The 20,485-nt window shown below is 71.4% G+C and carries 22 protein-coding genes; 8 read left to right on the forward strand and 14 right to left on the reverse strand.

Going from position 1 to position 20,485, the window contains the following annotated elements; translation table 11 throughout:
* Positions 1-4: 4 nt before the first annotated feature.
* From BZB76_RS01080 to BZB76_RS01100, 5 genes are all read right to left on the reverse strand, one after another.
* Entirely contained in the window at positions 5-652 is a 648-nt protein-coding gene (locus BZB76_RS01080) for a D-sedoheptulose-7-phosphate isomerase (RefSeq protein ID WP_121432414.1), read from the reverse strand.
* Positions 649-1,407, reverse strand: coding sequence for an SIS domain-containing protein (locus BZB76_RS01085; RefSeq protein ID WP_121432415.1), 759 nt, complete (start codon positions 1,405-1,407; stop codon positions 649-651). Before BZB76_RS01085 ends, BZB76_RS01080 begins: the two co-directional genes overlap by 4 nt.
* A gap of 9 nt (positions 1,408-1,416) precedes the next feature.
* Positions 1,417-1,791 (reverse strand): helix-turn-helix transcriptional regulator, encoded by a 375-nt coding sequence (locus BZB76_RS01090; protein WP_121432416.1) that lies wholly within the window; start codon positions 1,789-1,791, stop codon positions 1,417-1,419.
* Between the two features lie 348 nt (positions 1,792-2,139).
* Entirely contained in the window at positions 2,140-3,783 is a 1,644-nt protein-coding gene (locus BZB76_RS01095; protein ID WP_121432417.1) for an ABC transporter permease, read from the reverse strand.
* The gene (locus BZB76_RS01100; protein ID WP_246006689.1) at positions 3,780-4,664 is read right to left on the reverse strand and encodes an ABC transporter ATP-binding protein; all 885 of its coding nucleotides are present in this window, start codon (positions 4,662-4,664) and stop codon (positions 3,780-3,782) included. Before BZB76_RS01100 ends, BZB76_RS01095 begins: the two co-directional genes overlap by 4 nt.
* 202 nt (positions 4,665-4,866) lie before the next feature.
* Between BZB76_RS01100 and BZB76_RS01105 the strand changes: the two genes are divergently transcribed.
* Positions 4,867-5,232 carry an STAS domain-containing protein gene (locus BZB76_RS01105; protein WP_170180463.1) on the forward strand — a complete coding sequence of 122 codons (366 nt, stop codon included), beginning with the start codon at positions 4,867-4,869 and terminating at the stop codon, positions 5,230-5,232.
* A gap of 22 nt (positions 5,233-5,254) precedes the next feature.
* On the opposite strand, the gene BZB76_RS01110 is transcribed toward BZB76_RS01105, so the two are convergent.
* A complete protein-coding gene (locus tag BZB76_RS01110; protein ID WP_121432420.1) occupies positions 5,255-7,897 on the reverse strand; it encodes a bifunctional acetate--CoA ligase family protein/GNAT family N-acetyltransferase in 2,643 nt (880 codons plus the stop codon).
* Positions 7,898-8,091: 194 nt separating this feature from the next.
* Here BZB76_RS01110 and BZB76_RS01115 point away from each other — a divergent pair, with 194 nt between their 5' ends.
* Positions 8,092-8,451: a hypothetical protein gene (locus BZB76_RS01115; protein ID WP_147449261.1), complete on the forward strand. Its 360-nt coding sequence runs from the start codon at positions 8,092-8,094 to the stop codon at positions 8,449-8,451.
* Complete coding sequence (locus tag BZB76_RS01120; RefSeq protein WP_121432422.1) at positions 8,448-8,621, forward strand: Hsp20 family protein; 174 nt, start codon at positions 8,448-8,450, stop codon at positions 8,619-8,621. Before BZB76_RS01115 ends, BZB76_RS01120 begins: the two co-directional genes overlap by 4 nt.
* Before the next feature lie 81 nt (positions 8,622-8,702).
* Here BZB76_RS01120 and BZB76_RS01125 read toward each other — a convergent pair whose 3' ends face one another.
* The 4 genes from BZB76_RS01125 to BZB76_RS01145 form a co-directional block, all read right to left on the reverse strand.
* A complete protein-coding gene (locus tag BZB76_RS01125) occupies positions 8,703-9,536 on the reverse strand; it encodes a universal stress protein (RefSeq protein ID WP_121432423.1) in 834 nt (277 codons plus the stop codon).
* Positions 9,537-9,931: 395 nt separating this feature from the next.
* Complete coding sequence (locus BZB76_RS01135; RefSeq protein ID WP_121432424.1) at positions 9,932-10,912, reverse strand: ABC transporter substrate-binding protein; 981 nt, start codon at positions 10,910-10,912, stop codon at positions 9,932-9,934.
* Entirely contained in the window at positions 10,909-11,721 is an 813-nt protein-coding gene (locus tag BZB76_RS01140) for an ABC transporter ATP-binding protein (RefSeq protein WP_121433369.1), read from the reverse strand. Before BZB76_RS01140 ends, BZB76_RS01135 begins: the two co-directional genes overlap by 4 nt.
* 5 nt (positions 11,722-11,726) lie before the next feature.
* On the reverse strand, positions 11,727-12,833 hold the full coding sequence (locus tag BZB76_RS01145) for a FecCD family ABC transporter permease (RefSeq protein ID WP_121432425.1): 1,107 nt from the start codon (positions 12,831-12,833) through the stop codon (positions 11,727-11,729).
* 319 nt (positions 12,834-13,152) lie between these two features.
* Here BZB76_RS01145 and BZB76_RS01150 point away from each other — a divergent pair, with 319 nt between their 5' ends.
* Positions 13,153-13,728 carry a DUF2087 domain-containing protein gene (locus BZB76_RS01150; RefSeq protein WP_121432426.1) on the forward strand — a complete coding sequence of 192 codons (576 nt, stop codon included), beginning with the start codon at positions 13,153-13,155 and terminating at the stop codon, positions 13,726-13,728.
* Here BZB76_RS01150 and BZB76_RS01155 read toward each other — a convergent pair.
* Positions 13,725-14,165, reverse strand: a complete 441-nt coding sequence (locus BZB76_RS01155) for a winged helix-turn-helix transcriptional regulator (protein ID WP_121432427.1) — start codon at positions 14,163-14,165, stop codon at positions 13,725-13,727. The genes BZB76_RS01150 and BZB76_RS01155 overlap by 4 nt on opposite strands.
* Before the next feature lie 76 nt (positions 14,166-14,241).
* Between BZB76_RS01155 and BZB76_RS01160 the strand changes: the two genes are divergently transcribed.
* The gene (locus tag BZB76_RS01160; protein WP_121432428.1) at positions 14,242-15,102 is read left to right on the forward strand and encodes an SDR family NAD(P)-dependent oxidoreductase; all 861 of its coding nucleotides are present in this window, start codon (positions 14,242-14,244) and stop codon (positions 15,100-15,102) included.
* On the opposite strand, the gene BZB76_RS01165 is transcribed toward BZB76_RS01160, so the two are convergent.
* The 3 genes from BZB76_RS01165 to BZB76_RS35105 are packed head-to-tail and all read right to left on the reverse strand — an operon-like array spanning position 15,086 to position 17,958.
* Positions 15,086-17,005 carry an FtsX-like permease family protein gene (locus tag BZB76_RS01165; protein ID WP_121432429.1) on the reverse strand — a complete coding sequence of 640 codons (1,920 nt, stop codon included), beginning with the start codon at positions 17,003-17,005 and terminating at the stop codon, positions 15,086-15,088. The genes BZB76_RS01160 and BZB76_RS01165 overlap by 17 nt on opposite strands.
* 3 nt (positions 17,006-17,008) lie before the next feature.
* Positions 17,009-17,779, reverse strand: a complete 771-nt coding sequence (locus tag BZB76_RS01170) for an ABC transporter ATP-binding protein (protein WP_121433370.1) — start codon at positions 17,777-17,779, stop codon at positions 17,009-17,011.
* Positions 17,779-17,958 carry a hypothetical protein gene (locus tag BZB76_RS35105; RefSeq protein WP_147449262.1) on the reverse strand — a complete coding sequence of 60 codons (180 nt, stop codon included), beginning with the start codon at positions 17,956-17,958 and terminating at the stop codon, positions 17,779-17,781. The genes BZB76_RS01170 and BZB76_RS35105 overlap by 1 nt, the downstream gene beginning before the upstream one ends.
* 112 nt (positions 17,959-18,070) lie before the next feature.
* Here BZB76_RS35105 and BZB76_RS01175 point away from each other — a divergent pair, with 112 nt between their 5' ends.
* From BZB76_RS01175 to BZB76_RS01185, 3 genes are read left to right on the forward strand one after another with little or no spacing between them, the layout of a single operon-like run.
* Entirely contained in the window at positions 18,071-19,393 is a 1,323-nt protein-coding gene (locus BZB76_RS01175; RefSeq protein ID WP_246006691.1) for a sensor histidine kinase, read from the forward strand.
* Entirely contained in the window at positions 19,369-20,040 is a 672-nt protein-coding gene (locus tag BZB76_RS01180) for a response regulator (protein WP_121432430.1), read from the forward strand. Before BZB76_RS01175 ends, BZB76_RS01180 begins: the two co-directional genes overlap by 25 nt.
* A gap of 52 nt (positions 20,041-20,092) precedes the next feature.
* Complete coding sequence (locus BZB76_RS01185; RefSeq protein ID WP_121432431.1) at positions 20,093-20,482, forward strand: MmcQ/YjbR family DNA-binding protein; 390 nt, start codon at positions 20,093-20,095, stop codon at positions 20,480-20,482.
* Positions 20,483-20,485: the final 3 nt, after the last annotated feature.

Below are 20,485 nucleotides of genomic sequence, written 5' to 3' on the forward strand. Positions count from 1 at the left end.
CGTTTCACAACCGCCCGTGCAGCGCCCGCTGAGTCAGCTCCCAGAGGACGTGGTAGAGCGTCGTCTGCGCCTCCTGGATCCGGTGCACGGACGACGACGGCACGACGAAGAGGAAGTCGATCGTTCCGGCCTGGGCCATTCTTCCGCCGTCGTAGCCAGCGAAGCCGACCGTCAGCATCCGCCTGCGGTTCGCCTCCTCGAACGCGCGGAGCAGATTCTCCGAGCCGCCACTGGTCGACAGGCCCACGGCGATGTCTCCGGTTCCCGCGAGCGCGGCGAGTCGGCGCGCGAAGACCACGTCGAAACTCACGTCATTGGCCAGGGCCGTCACCGTGGCCACGTCATGGGGAAGAGAGAACGCGGGCAACGGCCGGGCGGGCGGAGGCGGATCGACGTGGAGTTCCTCGATCTCGCGCGCGTCCGTGGCACTGCCGCCGTTGCCGAAACTGAACAGCCGACCGCCGTCCCGGAAGCAGGCGGCCATCCGCCGCGCGCATTCGACGAGCCGTGCACCGTACAGATCGGCGAGGGATTCCCGCAGCGCGACGATCTCGGCGGCCTTCTCCTCCGTGGACGCGCGCACGTCCGCGAGCACGCCGGAGGACGCGCCTTGTTCCGGAGACAGGAACGGATACAACGATTCCGGGTTCATCCTGTCGGCTCCTCCAGCACGGCGATGGCCTCCTTGGCGTGGACCAGGACCGTGTCCCCCGGCCCGGCGTCGACCAGCGCCAGACTGATCTCCTCCGGCCCGTTCTCCGTATCGACGATCGCGAGGCCGTCACCCCTGACCTCACGCACCCGAACCGGAACCGCCGTGTCGGAACAGGTGATGCAAACTTCCTCATGACATGGCGCCGCGTTTTCCTCACCGAGGAAGACATGAACCAGTTCCCATAGAATGTGGTAGGCGGTGACGTGCAGTTCCTTCACCACGCACGGATCGTCGGACCGGGCGATCAGGGCATGGTCGACGGTCTTGTCCCCGGCGATGTCGCCGCCGTCCCCACCCACCAGGGCGACCGTCAGCACCCCGAGTTCACGAGCGACCCGCAGGGCTTCCAGGACGTTCGCGCACCGGCCGTCCCGCGAGAACCCCAGGGCGACGTCCTGCGGAGAGGCGAGCGACCGCAACCGCTCGGCGAAGCCGCCCCCGGTCAGCGCGAGCGCGGGCAGGGCCCGCTTCCCGACGATGGCCGGGTGTAGGAACTCCACCGCGACATGCTCGGCGTCCGAGGCCGCGCCGCCGGCGCCGAACGTGATGATCTTGCCGCCGCGGCGGCACCGCTTCGCCATGTCCTGGCAGGCGGCGGCGATGAGGTCCGCGTCCTCGCCGAGGGCTCGGCCCGGGTCGACGCGCTGCCGGAACGCGGTCCGTACGGCGTCCTCCGCCGTTTCCTGTGCCATGTCAGCTCCTCAGGGCCGAGCGAACGCGACGGCCGACTCCCGGGTGCCCCTCGCCTGGGAGGTCTTCGTCCACAGGGACAGGAAGGCGTCGAGCACGCCGCCGAATTCGGCGAGTTCTTCCATCCGCTTCTTCAGGTAGGCCGAGCCGGCGGGGGTGAGTTCGTACAGCCGCCGGGCCGGTCCCGCGTCCGACGGGATCCATCTGGACGTCAGGAGCAGTTCGCGTTCGAGTGCGCGCAGGACGCGGTAGGCGTGGCCGGGCTCGACGTCCGCCAGGCCCATTCCCGCCAGCCGTTCGATCAGGTCGTAGCCGTGCCCCGGCCGTTCGTGGATGAGGACCAGCAGGAAAGGCCGGAGCCGGCCGCGGATCTCACCGCCGCACACGACCGCTCCTCTCCCGTGCCCGAACCGTCCGCACCGGTCCCTCGATATATGTCGCTCGGCGACACCGCTAACCGGCCGATCTCGAACCGACACCAAGACTTCAAGATCTTTTGAGGAACGTCAGCAGATGCGTGGAGCTGTTCGCCGACGAGGGTGCGACATCCAGGCCCCACCTGCGAACCCCGTCGACGTGGCCCGTGCCCGCGCCGAGCCGCGCGACCTGATGGCGAACACCTGGAGGCCGCCCCCAAGAGCCGCTACCGGCAGTGGCCCACCCACAAGCTCGGCACCTGGCACGACCAGTTCGGCTCGTCCGGCTGCGTGAGCTGCGAACGCACGCAGGGCGGGTCAGTCGCCGGCGAGGTCGCGGCGCTCGAACAGCAGGACCCCGGCGGCGGCGAGCACCAACGCCGACACGGTCATGACGAGCGCGGTGGTGAGCGCGAACGGTTCGGCCGGGACGTCCGCCAGGTGGTGGAAGGGGGACACGGCCAGCACGGGCTCCGGCCAGTCCAGCGCGGGTCCGATCATCTCGATGAGGTAGGTGGTGACGGCCGCCGCGGCCGAGGCGGGAACGGTCAGCCGCGGCCATGCGCCGAACAGGACCACGGCGAGGCCGGTGGCCAGGGCCGCGACCGGCAGCGGGTTGAGGGTGGCGGCGAGCATGTCCGTCATGCCCATGCCCGCGTCCGTCGCGGCGGCACCCGCCCACATCGCGACGGCGGCGCCGAGCGCGAGCACCACGGCCGACACCAGGGTCAGCAGGACGTGGCCGGCGAGCCAGCGGTGGCGCGTGACGGGACGGGTCAGGACGTGGTCGAGCCGTCCAGCGGCCTCCTCGGCGCGGGCCGCGCCGATCCGCCAGGACGCGAAGAGGGCGATCATCAGGCCGATGAGCCCGCCCATGATGGCGACGAAGCCGTCGGCGACGTCCCCGGCGTCCCAGCCGAGCGACTCCAGAACCCGCTGGTAGTCGGGGTCGTCGGCGGCGTAGTCGATGATGGTCGCGATCAGTGTGCCGGCGACGAACGCGTATCCGGCGATGCCCAGCAGCCAGCCGGCCAGCATGCCGCGGGTGCCGCGCCAGGCGAAGGCGGTGGGGCCGCCGAGCAGCCGGAGCCGGGTCCGGGCGTGGTCGGGCTCGCCGATCAGCGCGCCGGCGTTGTCGCGGCCGGTCCGCAGCGCGACGGCGATGCCGGCGAGCACGGCGGGCACGGTCAGCGTCACGGTGAGGACCGCCCAGTTCGGGTCCCGGTAGGGGTGCAGATCGTCCAGCCAGCCGAACGGGGTGAACCAGCGCAGCCAGCCGCGCGAGTCGGCGCTGTTGGCGGCCATCCGCAGCACGAACAGCGCGCCGAACACGGCGACCGAGACCGTGGTCGCCCGGCGCCGCACCTGGAACAACTGCGCGAGCACCGCCGCCACCGCCGCGAACGTCGCCGCGAATCCGGCGAGCCCGATGCCCAGCAGCGCGGAACCCGCGACGCCCGTCCCCAGCAGCATCAGCGGGACGGCCACCGAGGCCCCCGCCACCAGCGCCGCGCCGCCTATGACGCCGCACTGGACCAGGACGACGCGGGCCGGACGGATCGGAGCGACCAGCACCAGTTCGGAGCGTCCGGCCTCCTCCTCACCGCGCAGCAGGCGGCCCGTCGTCAGTAAGGCCCACAGGCCGACGATCGCCGCCAGCATCCAGCCGGCGTCCCAGACGACGTAACCGCCGGTCGTCTCGGGCGCGTGCGGCATCCCTTGCAGGATCCGCACGGCCGGGTCCTGTGACAGCGCCGCGAGCTTCTCCCGCGCGGCGAGGTCGGGGTAGGTCCGCTCGTAGGTCACGACCTCGACGACGACGTAGCAGGCGAGGGCCAGCGCCAGCCAGGCCACGCCGCGCCGGATCAACCGGACCGTCATCCACGCGACCCCCGCGCCGACCCGGAGGCGCCCCACCGGGCGCGGCCCCGCGGCGGTCCGTACGGGCATCGTCCTGGTCATTTCTCCGCCTCGTAGTAGCTCAGGAAGATCTCTTCCAGCGTCGGCTCGTGGCTGCGGAGCCGCACCAGCGGGCAGGCGCTCAACCGGGCCAGCGCGGGCGACGGCGATCCGGTGATCGACACCCGGACACCGCCGTCGACGTGCTCCACCCCGGTCACGCCGGGTACTCCGGCCAGTTCGGGGACGGGGCCGTCCACGATCGCCTCCAGCACCGTCCCGGCCAGTCGGCGCAGTTCCGCCAGCGCGGCAACCTCGACGAGCCGTCCGTCTCGCAGGATGGCCACCCGGTCGCAGACGTCCTGGACCTCGTCCAGGATGTGGGAGGAGAGGAACACCGTCTGTCCGCGCGCGGCGGCGTCTTTGGCCAGCGCCTGGAACTCGGCCTCCATCAGCGGGTCCAGGCCGGACGTCGGCTCGTCCAGGAGCAGGACGTCGGGTCTGGTCATCAGCGCCGCGATCAGGGCGAGCTTCTGGCGGTTCCCCTTGGAGTAGGAGCGGGCGCGCTTGCCGGGGTCGAATCGGAGCCGTTCGATCAGCTCGTCCCGGAACGGGACGTCGACGCGTCCGGACAGGCGCCCGAGGTAGGTCAGGGTCTCCAGGCCGGTCAGCTGCGGCCACAGCGCGACGTCACCGGCGACATAGCCCACATGCCGGTGGGCGCGCTGGACGTCCCCGACGGGCACGTCCATGATCCACGCCCGGCCCGACGTCGGCCGGGCGAGAGCGAGCAGCAATCTGATCGTCGTCGACTTTCCCGCGCCATTCGGGCCCAGGAAGCCGAAGATCTCGCCGCGGCCGACCTCGAGGTCGAGGCCGTCCACCGCGACCACCCGCCCGAAGCGCTTCGTCAGGTTCTCGGTCCGTATCGCCCACTCGACCACCGGGCACCTCCCTCGCGTCTCCCTCGACGCTAGGCCGATGATCGGCGCCTGCCAGCGGCCAAAGGTCCCTGGGATTCCCGCCGACCGGTACGACGCGGACCTTCGGACGTTCGTGAGTCCCATACCGGGACCAAGGTCCCTACTGGCGTCGCGGGCGACGGCCGAGCCTTGGAGGGACCGAAGGGCCCGGGGAGGAAGCGGCATGGCCACGCATGACTTTCGCCAGGACACGTACGCGGAGTTCGCCACGTCGCTCAACGACACCGACGCGGGCGCGCGACGCGTGGTGGTCAGCGGCGAACTGGACATCGCGTCGGCGGGCGTCCTGCGCTCCCATCTGGCCCGGCTGATCGACGAGCGGGGTCCGAACCTGGTCGTCGACGTCTCCGCCCTGACCTTCTGCGACGCGCAGGGCCTGGCGGCGTTCGTCGCCGCCGACGAGCTGGCCCACCGCCACGGCGGCGCCGTCACGCTGGTCGGGATCCGGCCGCAACTGGCGAAGATCCTGCGGATCACCGGCCTCGACCGGCGCTTCACCTGCGCCCGCGCAGGCACGCACGGAGGTTGATCGTCGCGGCGCCCGTGGTGGGTCAGCGGAGGCGGCGCAGGTAGGGGTCCCAGGTCCGGCGGGGCGCGACACGGACGCGGGCGTCGACGGCCACCACCCCGTCCGGGCGGACGATCACGGGGTCGAGGTCGAGTTCGGCGATCTCGGGATGGTCGGCCACCAGCCTGGACAGTCGCAGCAGCGTGTCCCGCAGCGCCGCGACGTCGCCGGCCGCGCGGGCGGAATGGCCGAGCAGCAGGGTGGACAGGCGGGGCTCGCGGATCAGGTCGTCGGCCTCCCGGACGGTGAGCGGGGCGAGGCGGGCGGCGCGGTCGGCCGGCGCGTCGGTGTCGATGCCGCCGGCGCCGAAGACGACCACGGCGCCGAACACCTCCTCCTGGACGGCCCCGCACAGCACCTCGACGCCCTCGTCCGCCATGGCCTGGACGATCACGCCCTCGAGGTCGTCGCCGAACCTCCCGGCGAGCCACCGGAAGGCGCCGCGCACGTCCTTCTCCCCGTGCAGGTCCAGTTGAAGGGCGCCCGCAGCGGTCTTGTGCACCACCCCGGGCACGTGCGCCTTCAGCGCGACCACGCCGCCCAGCTTCCGGGCCGCCGCGACCGCATCGTCCTCCGTCCGAACCCAGCGCCAAGGGGTCAGTGGCAGCCCGTAGGACTCCAGCAGCCGGAAGGCGTCCACGGGTGAGAGCCAGCCACCGTCCGGGGAGCCGGCCAGGAACTCCTCGGTGATGGCCGCCGCGTCGTCCGGTCGCAGGCCGGACAGTTCGGGCGGTGTGTCGGGCGGGAGGCCGCGCCGCCGGGCGTGCGACCACGCGTGCCCGAACGCGCGGGCGGCGTTCTCCGGGTAGGCGTAGCACGGAACGCCGTCATGGGTGATCGTGACCGCCTCCGCCTGGCCGAGCACGACGCCCGCGAGCGGCTTGGCACCGCTGACGAACGCCTCCCGCAGGTCACCGAGCGCCGTCGGCGCCACCAGCGCGAGGACGGCGTCGACCGACTCGTCCTCGGCGACCACGTCGAGTGCGCGGCGGAACGCGTCCGCGGGAACGGCGGCGGTGGTGTCGACGGGGTTGGCGACCGCCGCGCACGCCGGAAGCAGCTCGGCGAGGCGACGCCGCGTGGCCGCGCCCAGGACGGGAACGGTCAACCCGGCGTCGGTGCAGGCGTCGGCGGCCAGCACCCCGCCGCCGCCCGCGTTGGACACCACCGCCACCCGTGGACCCGCCGGGAGCGGCTGGGACGCGAGGAGCGCCGCCGCGTCGACCAGCTCGCCCAGGTCTTCGGTGGCCACGATGCCGGCCTGCGCGAACAGCGCACGGCGGGTGACCTCCGGTGTCGCCGCCGCGGCGGTGTGGGACGCGGCCGCGCGGGCGCCGGGCGTCGACCGTCCCGCCAGGACGGTCAGCAGCGGCATCGTCGCACCGACCCGGCGGGCCGTCCGCGCGAACTTGCGCGGGTTGCCGAACGACTCCACATGCAGGATGCCGAGGCGGGTCGTCTCGTCCGACTCCCACCACATGAGCAGGTCGTTGCCGCTGACGTCGTACTTGTCGCCGACCGAGGCGAACGTGGAGACGCCGACGCCGAGCCGGGACAGCTGCTCCACCAGCGCGATCCCCACGCCGCCCGACTGGACCACCACGCCCGCGTGTCCGATCACCGGGTGGCGGGCTCCGAACGTCGCGTCCAGCCCGACGTCCGTGTTGGCGATGCCGAGGCAGTTCGGACCGACCAGCCGCATGCCGTGTTCGCGGGAGATCGCCAGCAGTTCGGCGCCCTGCGCGGCGGACAGCCCGGAGCTGATCACCACCAGCGCGGACGCCCCGGCCCGCCCGCAGGCGGCCGCCACACCCGGCACCGACCCCGCGGGCACGGTGATGACCGCCAGGTCGGGCGGCTCCGGCAGGTCGGCGAGCGCGGCCACGCACGGCGCCCCGTGCAGGTCTGCGCCCGCCGAGTGCGGGTTGACCGCGTAGACGGCCCCCTTGAACCCGCCGGAGACGATGTTGCGCAGGACCTCGGCGCCGACCGTCCCCCGGCGGCGGGACGCGCCGACGACCACGACCACCCGGGGCCGCAGCAGCCGCCGCAGGCTGGCCACATCCGCGCGGCGTTCCCGCTCGGCCACCGCGTCGAGATAGCCCTCGTCGGAGATCAGCGGAAGCGTCAGCTCCACGACGCTTCCGGACATCCGGCGGCGGGCCGCCATCCCCGCGTCGGCGAAGACCCGGAGCATCGCGGTGTTCTCGGCCAGCGTGTCGGCGCGGAACGCCACCACCCCGTTCGCGCGGGCCAGCGACGCGAGATGTTCCAGCAGGAGCGTCCCGACGCCCCGCTGGTGCATCCGGTCGGCGACCGCCATCGCGACCTCCGCCTCCCCCGGCACGTCGGTCGGCTCGTACTCCGCCACGCCGACCAGCGCACCGTCCAGCCAGGCGCCGAGGGCCGCGTGATCGTCGCCGTCGGGACGGCAGATCCGGTCGGCCACCTGATCCGCCATGGCCGGGTTGAGGCCGAAGAACCGCAGGTAGAGGCTCTGATCGCGCAGGCCGCCGTGCAGGTCGCGGACCGCGTTCCGGTCCGTCGCGTCCAGCCGCTTGATCTCGACATGCGTTCCGTCGGTCAGCAGCGCGAACACCCGCGCGCTCGTGAGGTTCTCTGCCATGCGGCCAGCGTCGAACGGGAGCGGCCCGCGAATCACCGTCCCAAGGTCACCGGCCACCGGGACTTTGGTCCCGCCGTGCCGGTCAGGGCCTGCGGGGTCGTACGGCGCCGCAGGTCGGGACGAACGTCCCTGGGGCCGGGGCACGGCCGGGGTCGACGCTGAGGATGCTGATCTTCACACAGAGGAGGCCGACGTTGTCCGCCACGGCACCGAACGAAGTCGAGATCCAGGTCACCGCCATCAAGGCCGTCCCACGGGAGGACGTCGAGCGCGCCCGCGACGTCGTCGCACGCGTGCTGGCCCACGCCCCGCGCCCGGTCCTGCACGCCAGGGTCACGCTCAACGTGCTCCCCGACCCGGCCGTCCCGCGGCCGAACCTGGTCTCCCTGCGGGTCGACCTCAACGGCACGCCGATCAACGCCTACGCGTCCGCGCCCACGATGGCCGAGGCCATCGGCCTGGCCGGCGCCCGGCTGCGCGCCCGGGTCGAGCACGCGGCCCGGTACCGGGAGGCGCGCCGCAGGGCCCGTCGTGACACCGCGGCGGCCGGATGACCGCGGAGGACGGACTTTGGTCCCCGGCCGGACGAAACCCATGGACGTGGAAGGCCGACATCGACCCCGGCAAGATCAAGGCGACCTATGACAAGGGCATCCTCAACGTCCGCGTACCGATGCCTGAAGCCGTCAAGAGCGAGGCCGCCCGGGTCCCCATCGAGAAGTAGCCGGGAACGGTCGAAGGGGGCCTCGGACCGAAATCGGTCCGAGGCCCCTTTTCCTTTGTTCGCGGTTCACATGGGAGGGATCTACTCGTTGGTCGGGACGATCGCGACAACGCACTTGGCGTGGTGCAGGACCGCGTGGTTGACCCGTCCCAGCGCCATACCGATCAAGCCGCGCCTGCGCGGGGCGCCGACGACCACCAGCCCGGCGTTCTCCGACGCGTCCACCAGCGCCCGGGACGGCGTCTGGTCCGACACCAGCTGGTCGACCGGGACGTCCGGATACCGCTCCCGCAGCCCGGCCAGGGCCTCCGACAACTCCATGTCCTCGATCACCCGCTGGCGCGGAGACCCGAACTCGCCGCCCACCGCGTGCAACGCCAGGATCCTGGCGCCCCTCGACGCGGCCTCGGCGAAGGCCCACTCGACGAACGGCCGCTCCTCGCGCCGCCCCTCGATCCCGACCACGATTTCGGCGGGCGCATCGGTCGGGAAAGGGGCGGAACGAGAAACCACCATGACGGGGCAGACGGCATGTGCCGCCGTGTACAGGCCGACGGAACCGAACAGGAGCCCTTCGAAACCGCCGAGACCGCGCGATCCGACGGCCACGAGCGTCCCGTGTTCGCTCTCGTCCACCAGCGCACCGCCCGGGTCCTTGGCCACCAGGCGCGTCTCGACGTCGAGGTCGGGGTGCTGTTTCAGCGCGTACTGCCGGGCCTCGGCCAGCATGTCCTCGCGCTCGGCGACCAACCGGCGCAGCGCCTCGTCCGGGATCGTCCCGTCCCGCACCAGCGCCCGGGACCCGTGCACCAGGCGCAGCGGAAGGCCGTGCCGGACGGCATGGTCGGCGGCCCAGTCCAGAGCCCGCCAGGCGTGAGCAGATCCGTCGATTCCTACGATGATTGGCGCCGCCATGGGACGTCCCTCCTAGACCCGTCTCGAACTCTCTACCTCGACGCTAGGTCGCGGCTCGGTGCCCGTGGCCGGGCCGAAGGTCCCGACGCGGCGTCCCAACGTCCCGGCGCGTCGTCCTCACGTTCCCGCCCGGTCACCGCAGCGGCGGGCTCGGCGGGGCCCGTGTCCAGCCGGAACGGCGGATAGCGGTCGGTCATCAGGAGCGCGTAGCCGGCCACCCGCAGCACCCGCCATCATGAGGATCTCCAGCCGCGAGTGCCCGACACCTTCAGGCTGCCGAGCCTTGAGGTGGGCGGCATCGGGCCGGAAGTCCCTGCTGCCAGGACCTTCGACCGGGAGCGGATGCGACGAAGTTCCCTGACCCGCCCGGAATCAGGTGGTCGGCGACACTGCGGTCATTTCCCCTTGAAGTAGGTGGCGAGGCGCTCCAGGCCGTCCAGGACCAGGGGCGAAGGCGGCTCGGTGAAGTTGAACAGCTGCACGTGGATCGCGTTGTTCCGGACCGCCCGCAGATCCTTGGCGCCGGGGACGTCCAGCAGCGCCTGCCTGATCTCCTGCTGGGTGCCGTCGGTGTGCAGCAGGATGACGGTGTCGGGGTCGCGTGCGAGCAGCTCCTCCATGGAGACCTCGAAGACGCGCTTGTCGGTGGTGGCGAACACGTTCTGGGCGCCGAGCGTCTTGAGCTGCGGTGTGGCCATGCTCTGGCCGCCGTAGGCCCCGACGGTTCCTTCGCCCCGGTAGGGCCACAGCACGGCGACCTTGCGGCCCTTCTGGTCCGGCAGACCGGCCTGGACGGTCTGAATCCGCTTCTGGAGGTCCTGGACGGCCTGCTCGGCCTTGGCCTGCCGGTCGAAGACCCTGCCGTACAGCCGCATCTGCTGGTAGATCGTCTCGTAGCCGGGGTTCTTGATCCCGTTCGGACAGAAGCTGGGCTCGTTGAGCACCGGAATCCCGACGGTCGCCAGGGACTCGCGCGAGACGCCGTCGGGCAGCCCGAGCACCAGGTCGGGTTCCTTCGAGATGATCGACTCGGTGGAGATCTTCAGGTGCCCGTCCGAGCCGAGCCGGTCGGTGAGGGAGGGAACCTTGTCGACCGCGGCGAGGGTCTCCTTGGAGTAGTACTCCGGCGGGAACTTCCCGGCCCGCGAGGACAGCCGGTCCAGGACGCCGAGCGCGGACAGGTACTGCAACGGAGCACTGTTGACGATCATGACGCGGGACGGCGCCTGCTCCAGAGTGACGTCCACCCCGCAGTTCTTGATGGTGAGGGGAAAGTTCCCCGACGCGTTCCTTTTGTCCCCGGAGCCCGTCGAGCCGCAGGCGGTGAGCGTGGCGGCCAACAGACCGGCCGCGAACCAGGCGAGGCACTTCTTCATCGAGCGGACGTCTCCTTAGCGTGGCCGGGTTCAGCCGGTGGTGCGGACTCGTCGTCAAGCGGGTGGAAGAGGAACTGGATGCCCCGGGACGTGTCGAGACGTTCGACGCCGACGCCATAGACACCCCGAAGAAGCTCGGCGGTCAGCACGTCGGCGCACGGCCCGTGCGCGACGACTTCACCGTCCTGGAGAACGAGCACGTCATCGCAGTAACGAGCGGCCAGGTTGAGGTCGTGGAGCACGATGACCGTCGTGATGCCAAGCCCGCGGATCATGGCGAGCAGCTCGTGCTGGAACCGGATGTCGAGGTGGTTGGTCGGCTCGTCGAGCACCAGGTGCGTGGGCTCCTGCGCCAGCGCCCGAGCGATCATCACGCGCTGCTTCTCACCACCGGACAACCCGACGAACACCCGGTCCGCGAGATGGCGGGCGCCGACCCTGCGCAGCACCGCCGCCGCGATCCGGTGATCCTCGGCGCTGTTGCGGGAGAACGTCGTCTGGTGCGGTGCCCGGCCGAGCAGGACCATGTCCGCCACCGTCATCGGCAGATCACCCAACGACTCCTGGAGCACGACGGCGACCTGTCGCGCGAGCGCGCGATGCGTGAGCGACCTCAGCGGCCTTCCGTCCAGGAAGACCTGCCCGCCGCGCGGAGTCACGATCCCGGTGAGCATCCGCACCACCGTGGTCTTGCCGCTGCCGTTGGGCCCGAGCAGCCCGAGTATCCGGCCGGACTCGGCCCGCACATCGACGTCGCGCACCACGGTCGTCGAACCGTAGGCATAGGTGAGCCCGCGTCCCTCGATCATGAACGTCACTCGCTTCCGGCGTGCAGACGGCGGACCAGGATGAGCAGGAACGGCGCGCCGACCATCGCGGTGATGATGCCGATCGGCAACTCCTGCGGGCTCAGGAGCATGCGGGCGGCCAGGTCGGCCCACAGCAGGAAGATGGCGCCGATCAGCGCGGCGACGGGAACGGCCCGGCGGTGTGTGGCCCCCACGATGCGCCGGGCCAGATGCGGGATCACCAGCCCGACGAAACCGATGCTGCCGGACGCCGCCACCAGCACCCCGACCGCCAAGGAGACGAGCACCAGCAGCACCAGCCGGAACCGCGCCGGCGAGACGCCCAGGGTGTGCGCGGTCTCGTCCCCGATCGCCAGGGCGTCCAGGCGCCGTCCCCACAACGTGAGCAGCGTGACGACCAGCGCGACGGCGACCAGGACCACGACCAGCGGCGCCGACCAGTGCGCCAGCGCCAGCGTTCCGAGCAACCAGAACAGCACCGACCGGGACCCCTCGGCCGAGTCGGACGCGAAGATCAAGAAGCTGGTGAGCGCGTAGAGCGCGTACCCGACCGCCACTCCGGTCATCAGCAACCGCGTCGAGGTGATCCGTCCGGCCGTCCGCGCGATCACGAAGACCAGCACCGAGGCGCCCAGCGCCCCCAGAAAGGCCGCGATCTGCAACGCGTGCTCGCCCCACCCCACCCCGAACCCGAACAGGATCGCGGCCGCGGCCCCCGTCGAGCCCCCGGAGTTGACCCCCAGCAGGTAGGGGTCGGCGAGCATGTTGCGCACCATCGCCTGCAACGCCATTCCGGTCACGGCGAGCCCGGCCCCCACCGCGGCCCCCAACAGCACCCGGGGCAACCGCACCCGCCACACGATCGCGTCGTGGGACGTCTTCCAGGTCTTCTCCGCCGGGCTGCCGACCAAGTGATGCCCCACGATGTCCAGCACGGTCAGCGGCGACACCGACACCGCGCCCATCCCGACCGCCGCGACGACCGTCCCGCAGAACACCGCGACCAGCCCGAGCAGGAGCAACACATACCGCCGCCGCCGGGAGGACGCCCCCAGATCGTCGTCGTCGGTCTCCGGTCCCACGTCCGACCGCACCACCGACAACGCCTTCATGCATCCCCTCAGCTATTGCAACTTATACGCAACAACTAAGAACACGCAGTAACTCCTGTCAAGGGCCCGCACCCTGTGACAAACAGCTCACCAAGCCCGCAACCCCGACAAGTCAACGCCCCGGCGATGGACTTGCTCGCGGCCTGTCGCCCGATGCCCGACGCGCAGCGCGCGCCGGTCTCGTCCGCGACTTCGGCCCGGACGACATCCGGATGGACGTCAACGGTCGAATCACCACCGGCATTGATCGGAAAGTGGCCAAGACCGTCTCGTCGAGGGAGACGGGTGGCGATAGCCGAGATGACAGGGATACGGATTCATGGTGTTAGAGACAACGGCGTTTCATCAGAGCCGCGCGGCTGCCCAGCTCACCGCGCTCACCTCGCCGGCTCGGCTGAGCCTGCTCACCGCCGTCGCCACCCATGAGCAGAACGGTGGTGACCGCTCTCTGACGGCCATCGCGACCGCCCTCGGGCTCACCGTGAAGGCCCTGCTGAAGGAGGCCGTCCGGTTGCAGGAGGCAGGCCTGCTGACCATGCGGGGACAGGTCCTTTCCACGAACCTCACCGCCCTCCGCGCAACGGCGGACCTGCTGGTCCAGGACCTTCCCATGACACGGCTCCTTCGGAGCGAGCCGGAACTGGAGCGGTTCTTCAAGCACGGACGGCTGGTCGACCTTCCGGACAAGCCGGACGTCCTCGAACGGCTTGGACGTCTCCTCGTCCAACTCCTGCCCACCGACCGTGTTCTGACCGAGGCCGAGGTCGATCGGCGGTTGGCGGAGGTCCATGACGATCACGCCGCCCTCCGCAGGCTCCTGGTGGGTCTCCGTCTGGTGGCACGGGACGCCGGCAGCGACTACCGCCCGGTACCTGATCACGGGCGGGGCGGCTAGGCCGAGTTCGCCCGGTCAACGTGCGGGGTCAGCGGGGTGTCGTGGTGTGCTCGGGCGGCGGCTATTTCCGGGCCGTGTCGGACGGCCCAGTCGGCGAGGGTGGAGAGCGGTTCGAGGAGGGTGCGGCCCAGGGGGGTCAGGTCGTATTCGACCGTCGGCGGGACGGTCGGATGGACGGTTCGGCTCACCAGGCCGTCGCGTTCGAGGCCGCGCAAGGTGCGAGTCAGCATGCGCTGGCTGATCCCCTCGATCGACCGGTGCAGTTCGTTGAACCGGTAGGAGCGTCTGCCCAGCAAGACCAGGATCAGCACGCTCCAGCGGTCGCCGGCGCGGCGCAGGACGTCCCCCACGGGGCAGCTCAGTTGTTCGTCCAGCGGAACCGGGATCGGAAGCGGCGCGCTGATCATCGAGGGCACATCGGTGTGCGTATCAGACATGAAACTGCCTTCTTTCGGGCGGACGAGTGGTTGCCGATGATTGCCGTCGAGGCAACGATGATCGAGAGGCGAGCGTATGTCCGGCCGTACGAGCAAGACAGTGGTGATCAGTGGTGGGACCGACGGCATGGGTCGGGCGACGGCGCTCGCGCGCCTCGCTCGGGGCGACACCGTGATCGTCATCGGGAGCAGCGGGGAGAAGGGCCGGGCACTGGTCGAGGAGGCGGCCCGGACGGGTGCCGGCGAGCGGTTCCGGTTCCTGCGCGCGGACATGAGCACCGTTGGTGAGGTCCGGCGGGTCGCGAAGGAGATCGCGGATCGGCATCCGGTGGTCGACGCGCTCATCCTCTGCGCGAACCGGCCGAGTCCGAAGCGGCGGGAGACTTCCGAGGGGCTGGAGTTCACCTTCGCGCTGTATTACCTGAGCCGGTACTTGCTGGGCGATCTGTTGCGTCCGGTGATGGACGCGGCTTCCGCGCCGCTGATCGTGAACGTGTCCGGGGTCGGTAACACGACAGGTTCGGTGCAGTGGGACGACCTGCAACTGCGGCGCAAGTACAGCATGATCAAAGCGCAGATCCAGGCCAACCGGGCCAACGACCTGCTCGGCGTCTCCTTTGCCGACCGGGCGGTGGGAAAGGCCCGGTATGTGCTCTACCACCCCGGTTTCACGCGGAGTGGAGATCTGTCCCCGCTGAACCCGGTGATGCGTGGAGCGATCAGGTTGCTGGCGCGGCTCAAGGCCCGGCCGGTGGAGACCGCGATCCGGCCCATCGTCGGATGGATCGACGAACCGCCGTCCGCCGCGCTCTCCGCCGTCGACCGCGGGAAGCCGGTCGACCTGTCCCTGCCGACGCTCGACAAGCAGGACGCCGAACGCCTCGCCAAGCTCACCGAGGAACTCCTTCCCTCGCTGGGGGTCACTCGCGGGCGGTGACGAGGGCCGTGGGGGACGGCTTCGTCATGGCCAGGGTGGTCAGGGCGCCGGCGCCGGCGGTGACGGCGAGGGAGGCCACGATCAGCAGGGCGAGCAGAGTCCAGGGGACGGCGAGAATGCCTCCCTGCTGGAAGCCCGCCAGCGCGGCCACGGCCACCAGGGAACCGAGGAACAGGCCGATGACGGTGACCGCGGTGGACTCGATGGTGGCCATCCGGACGACCTGGCCACGGCTCAGCCCGGTGGCGCGGGCGACGGCGAACTCGGTGCGGCGCTCGGCGGCGGCGATCACCACCGCGTTGATCACCGCGATGGCGGCGTACAGGCCGGACATGCCCATCAGGACGGCCATGATCCCCATGGTGCCGCGCTGCTCGTCCTTCACCCGGGCGTCGGCCCATTGGGCGGTGGTGCGCACGTCGCCGATTCCGGCGGCGCGGATCCGGCCGGCGACCGCCTGCGGGGAGGTGCCGGGCACGACCTGCACCATGGTCTCGGTCGGCGCCTCCGCGAGGATCGCGGCGGGGACGAGGTCGCGCGGCACCAGGAAGTTGGCGCTGCGGTTCTCCAGGACCTCCGGGAGGCGCGCCACGGTGCGCAGCTTGAGTCTGTCGTCGCCGATCCGGGCCGTGACCGAGCCGCGAACGATGCCTTCTCCGGCCAGCCCGGGGCCGATCGCGATGGTGCGTCCGCGTAGCTCGTCCAGGCTCCCGGACGTCGGGGTGAGACGGTGCGTGCGCCGGTAGGCGGTGCCGTCGACCGCGATGATCCCTGAGTGGTGCGTCTGCCGGTAGGTCCGCTGATCCTCGCGGTACCGGGCGGTCACCGCCATCTCGACCTGGCTCTGCGGGGAGGCGAGCGCGACCCCGGGGATATGCGGGATCCGATTCGCGGCGGCGCCGTTCGAGGTGACCACCAGTTCGGCGACGGTGATCCGCTCCAGGTCGGCGCCGGTGGCGCGGGCCAGCGAGTTCAACGTGCCGGTGAGGCCGACGAGCAGGCCGACCAGCACGATGACGGGCGCGGCGGTGGAGGCGCTGCGCCGGACCGCGTCACGCAGGTTGGCCTGCGCCAGTTCGCCGAGCACACCGGTTCGCAGGACCGTGCCGAGAAGCCCGCCGACCAGCGGGACGGCCAGCGGGCTCAGCGCGCTGAGGGCGATCGAGCCGGTGATCGAGACGCCCATCGCGACCATCAGGGTGAGCAGCAGGTCCGTTCCGTTTCCGGCCGCGATGAGCAGAAGGGTCAGCGCGAGCGAGGACAGGCCCACCAGCCAACGTCCGGCGGTCATCACCCGGGCCGCGCGGGGGGTGTTGCGCAGGGCGTCCAGCGGACGCACCTTGGCCGACCGGTAGGACGCCGCCAGCACCCCGCACACCGCGACCGTGATCCCCACGCTCGGTGACAGCAGCAGCACCGAGTTGGACCAGCCCGGAGAGAAGCCGTCCGGTAGAAGCCCGATCCCGATCAGCAGCCGGGCCTGGACCCACGCGGCCGGAACGCCCAGCACGATGCCGAGGACGCTGCCGATCAGCCCCAGCAGGAACGCCTCGCCCAGCAGCAGCCTGATCAGCTGGGGACGGCTCCCGCCGAGCATCCGCAGCAGGGCCAGTTCGCGGCGGCGCTGCTCCACGGCGAAGGCGAACGTCGAGCCCACGATGAACATGGCCAGGAACATCGCCAGCGGTGTGGCCATGCCCAGCAGCGTGGCGGCCCCGGCATAGCCCTCCCTGATCTGCTCGGCGTCCCGGGCGGACGTGCCCGGCGGAATCTTCGGCTCTCCCGTCGAGACCAGGACGAGCACCGCCGACTGGACGAGCGCGACACCGAGTGTGACCGTCAGCAGCGCCCCGGCGAACAACTGCCAGCGGTCCCGGACGGTGCTGGCGGAGATGCGCAGCACGGGTCAGCCCTCCAACCGGGTGAGCCGTTCGGCCACACCGGCGGCGGTCGGACGTATCAGACGGTCGACGATCCGGCCGTCGGACAGGAACACCACCGCCTCGGCGCTCGCCGCCGCGACCGGATCGTGGGTGACCATGACGACGGTCTGCCCCGCCTCGTCGACCATGCGGCGCAGCAACCGCAGGACCATGCGGGCCGAGTGGGTGTCCAAGGCCCCGGTGGGTTCGTCGGCGAACAGCACCGAGGGCCGCGTCACCATCCCCCGGGCGATCGCCACCCGCTGCTGCTGCCCGCCCGACAACTCCCGCGGCCGGTGCCGCGCCCGGTCGGCCAGCCCCACGGCGGCCAGCGCCGCCCGCACGTCCGCGCGCGACGGCCGGGCTCCCGCCAGCTTCAACGGAAGCGCGACGTTCTGTTCGGCGGTCAGCGAGCCGATCAGGTTGAAGTTCTGGAAGATGAAGCCCATGGTGCGGCGCCGCAGAGTGGTCAACGTGGCGTCGGTCGCGTGGGTGATGTCCCGCCCGGCCAGCACGACGCGGCCGGAGCTGACCCGGTCCAGGCCCGCGGCGCAGTGCAGCAGGGTGGATTTGCCGGACCCGGACGGGCCCATCACGGCGGTCCAGGTACCGGCGGGGAAGGTCACGGTGACGTCCGCCAGGGCTTGGACGCGGGCCTCACCCGTCCCGTAATGCCTGCTCACCTGGTGCAGCTGCACCGACGTGACCGGGGCACCCGCAGGCGCTTGCACCCCGGCGCCCGTGGGAAAGTTCATCACACGTCCCTCGGGTTCAGGTCGCACGCCCGGACGATCATGTCGCCGGCGCCTTCCGACGCCATGTTCGGTCGCTCGTCCCGGACGTGGGCGACGGGTCGCCGCACCCCCGTGCGGCGACGGCCCGGCGCGTAGCCCGCGGGCCGACCGTCGCCGCGTGCGGAAGGTCGTCGTCTCATACTCCGCATCCCATCGCCACGGCACCCCCGACCGCATTCCGGCGGTCCACCAATTCGGTGGTATGCCCAGCACTACCTCGGCCCATAAAGAGGGTTCGGATAGCGTGCGACCGTGCCCAACGACCCGCCCCTCACGCTGCCGGCCGCGATGAGGCGACGCGGGTTCCTGCTGACCGCCTGGCCGTGGCGCGTCTCCGGCTATCTGCTGTCGACCCCGCCGGTCGCGCTCGTGGCGGCCCTGCCCCTGGCCCTGCTCGGCCTACCACTGCTCCTGGCCGTCTTCTCAGACGTCTCCCTTGGTGCGCGAGCCGTCCTCGCCGCTGTCGGCGTCCTCCTGATCGCCGGGCTCGGACCGCCGGCGGCCATCCCCCTGGCCGCACTCGAACGGCGCCGGCTGCGCCTGGTGGATCCCCGTCCGACCCGGTCGGGCCATCGACGGCCGCCGGAAGACGGCATCATCTCCTGGTTGCGCACCCGCTACTCCGAACCGGTCACCTGCCGCGAACTCGGCTACTTCCTGCTGCTGGTCACCGCCGTCCCCGTCCTCTACGGGGCGCTGGCGACCGCGCTGCTCCTCCAGTTCGCCGCCCTCGCCGCGCCGCTGATGCTGAGGAAGGACGACGTCCCGGTCGTGCTGGGCCCCGCGACGCTCGACTCCCCCGCGGCGGCGCTGCCGTACGTGATCGTCGCGCTGGCGCTACTGCCGGCCGTCCCGTACCTGCTGGCGCTGACCGCCGCCGGGCAGGCCGCCCTCGCCCGGACACTGCTCCAGCGCGGCCCCGGCGAACGGTTCCAGGCCGAACTCGTCGAGGTCGCGCACTCGCGGGCCCGGCTCGTCGGCGCGTTCGACGCCGAACGCCGCCGCATCGAACGCGACCTGCACGACGGCGCCCAGCAACGGCTGCTCTCGCTCACCATGAAACTCGGCCTCGCCCGCATGGACCTCCCGCCCGGACCGGCGGCCGACAGCGTCGCCGACGCCCACCAGGAGGCCAAACAGCTCATGACCGAACTGCGGGAACTGGTGCACGGCATCCACCCCCGCGTGCTCACCGACCGGGGCCTGGCGGCCGCGCTCGGCGAGCTGGCCGACCGGTCGCCGCTGGCGGTGACCGTCCAGGCCGACATCCCCGGACGGCAACCCCGCCATGTCGAGAGCACCGCCTACTTCGTCGCCGCCGAAGCGCTCACCAACGCCGCCAAGCACAGCGGCGCCGACAAGGCCGGCATGACCGCCCGTTGGGACGGCGGCGTCCTCACCCTTGAGATCACCGACAACGGCGTCGGCGGCGCCGACCCCGACCGCGGCACCGGACTGACCGGGCTCGCCGACCGGGTGGCGGTGATCGACGGCAGACTGCTGGTGTCCAGCCCCATCGGTGGCCCGACGACCATACGTGTGGAGCTTCCGTGCAGCCTGAACGAACCCGCGTAGTCCTCGCCGAGGACGGCGTCCTCCTGCGGGAAGGCCTGGCCGGCCTCCTGGCCAGGTTCGGCTTCGACGTCGTCGCCACCGTCGACGACGCCCCGTCCCTCCTCACGGCCGTCGCCGACCACCGTCCCGACCTGGTGATCACCGACATCCGGATGCCGCCGGACTTCTCCGACGAGGGCCTGCGCGCGGCCGTGGACCTGCGCCGCGCCGACCCGGACCTGGCGGTGGTCGCGCTCAGCCAGTACGTCGAACTCAGCTACGCCGCCGACCTCCTGGACTCCGGCACCGGACGCCGCGTCGGCTACCTCCTCAAGGACCGGGTCGCCGACGTCGCCGACTTCGTCGCCGCACTGCACCAGGTACTGGACGGCGGCACGGTGGTGGACCCGCAGGTCATCCGCCAACTCATCGGCCGCCGCCGCGACCCGCTCGCCACCCTCACCCCCCGCGAACACGAGGTGCTCGCACTCATCGCCGAGGGCCACTCCAACACCGCCATCGCCCGCCGCCTGGTCGTCACGGACGCCACCGTGGGCAAGCACGTCCGCAGCATCTTCTCCAAGCTCGACCTCCCCCAGGCCGAAGACACCCACCGCAGGGTCCTCGCCGTCCTCACCTACCTACGCGGCCACCCCACCACCCACTGAGCGGTCCGATAGCCTGCACCTGTGCGGCAGGCGGTGAGCGGGAGCGACCACGATGGCTGACGCCGACGACGTTCACCGGCTGGCGTCCGCGCTACCGCACGTGGTCGAGATCGACAGCGACGGCTTCGACTACCGGGTCGGCGGCAAGGGCTTCGTCTGGTCCTACCCCGAGCGCATACCGGGGAAGCCGCGCGTCATCCGAACCGACATCGCCGTCCTGTACGTCGGCGACGAGGCGGAGAAACAGGCCCTGCTGCTCGGTGAGCCGCAACGCTTCTTCACCACACGCGCCTATGACGGTTTGCCCCTGGTCATGCTGTGGCTGAGCAAAGTGGACAACGCCCGTCTCGAAGAACTCATCACCGACGCCTGGCGCATGCGCGCCCCCGCGCACCTCGCCGACGACCTCGACGCCACAATCGCCCCACCCAACACAGAGTGAGCA

It is taken from the genome of Actinomadura pelletieri DSM 43383, assembly GCF_003634705.1.
GTDB lineage: Bacteria > Actinomycetota > Actinomycetes > Streptosporangiales > Streptosporangiaceae > Spirillospora > Spirillospora pelletieri.

What these genes read in the sequence shown, in the direction of transcription:
- BZB76_RS01080 (WP_121432414.1), bottom strand. Translation starts at nt 652, where the DNA reads ATGAACCCGGAATCGTTGTATCCGTTCCTGTCTCCGGAACAAGGCGCG.
- BZB76_RS01085 (WP_121432415.1), bottom strand. Translation starts at nt 1,407, where the DNA reads ATGGCACAGGAAACGGCGGAGGACGCCGTACGGACCGCGTTCCGGCAG.
- BZB76_RS01095 (WP_121432417.1), bottom strand. Translation starts at nt 3,783, where the DNA reads ATGACCAGGACGATGCCCGTACGGACCGCCGCGGGGCCGCGCCCGGTG.
- BZB76_RS01105 (WP_170180463.1), top strand. Translation starts at nt 4,867, where the DNA reads ATGGCCACGCATGACTTTCGCCAGGACACGTACGCGGAGTTCGCCACG.
- BZB76_RS01110 (WP_121432420.1), bottom strand. Translation starts at nt 7,897, where the DNA reads ATGGCAGAGAACCTCACGAGCGCGCGGGTGTTCGCGCTGCTGACCGAC.
- BZB76_RS01120 (WP_121432422.1), top strand. Translation starts at nt 8,448, where the DNA reads ATGACCGCGGAGGACGGACTTTGGTCCCCGGCCGGACGAAACCCATGG.
- BZB76_RS01125 (WP_121432423.1), bottom strand. Translation starts at nt 9,536, where the DNA reads ATGGCGGCGCCAATCATCGTAGGAATCGACGGATCTGCTCACGCCTGG.
- BZB76_RS01135 (WP_121432424.1), bottom strand. Translation starts at nt 10,912, where the DNA reads ATGAAGAAGTGCCTCGCCTGGTTCGCGGCCGGTCTGTTGGCCGCCACG.
- BZB76_RS01140 (WP_121433369.1), bottom strand. Translation starts at nt 11,721, where the DNA reads ATGATCGAGGGACGCGGGCTCACCTATGCCTACGGTTCGACGACCGTG.
- BZB76_RS01145 (WP_121432425.1), bottom strand. Translation starts at nt 12,833, where the DNA reads ATGAAGGCGTTGTCGGTGGTGCGGTCGGACGTGGGACCGGAGACCGAC.
- BZB76_RS01150 (WP_121432426.1), top strand. Translation starts at nt 13,153, where the DNA reads ATGGTGTTAGAGACAACGGCGTTTCATCAGAGCCGCGCGGCTGCCCAG.
- BZB76_RS01155 (WP_121432427.1), bottom strand. Translation starts at nt 14,165, where the DNA reads ATGTCTGATACGCACACCGATGTGCCCTCGATGATCAGCGCGCCGCTT.
- BZB76_RS01160 (WP_121432428.1), top strand. Translation starts at nt 14,242, where the DNA reads ATGTCCGGCCGTACGAGCAAGACAGTGGTGATCAGTGGTGGGACCGAC.
- BZB76_RS01170 (WP_121433370.1), bottom strand. Translation starts at nt 17,779, where the DNA reads ATGAACTTTCCCACGGGCGCCGGGGTGCAAGCGCCTGCGGGTGCCCCG.
- BZB76_RS35105 (WP_147449262.1), bottom strand. Translation starts at nt 17,958, where the DNA reads ATGAGACGACGACCTTCCGCACGCGGCGACGGTCGGCCCGCGGGCTAC.
- BZB76_RS01185 (WP_121432431.1), top strand. Translation starts at nt 20,093, where the DNA reads ATGGCTGACGCCGACGACGTTCACCGGCTGGCGTCCGCGCTACCGCAC.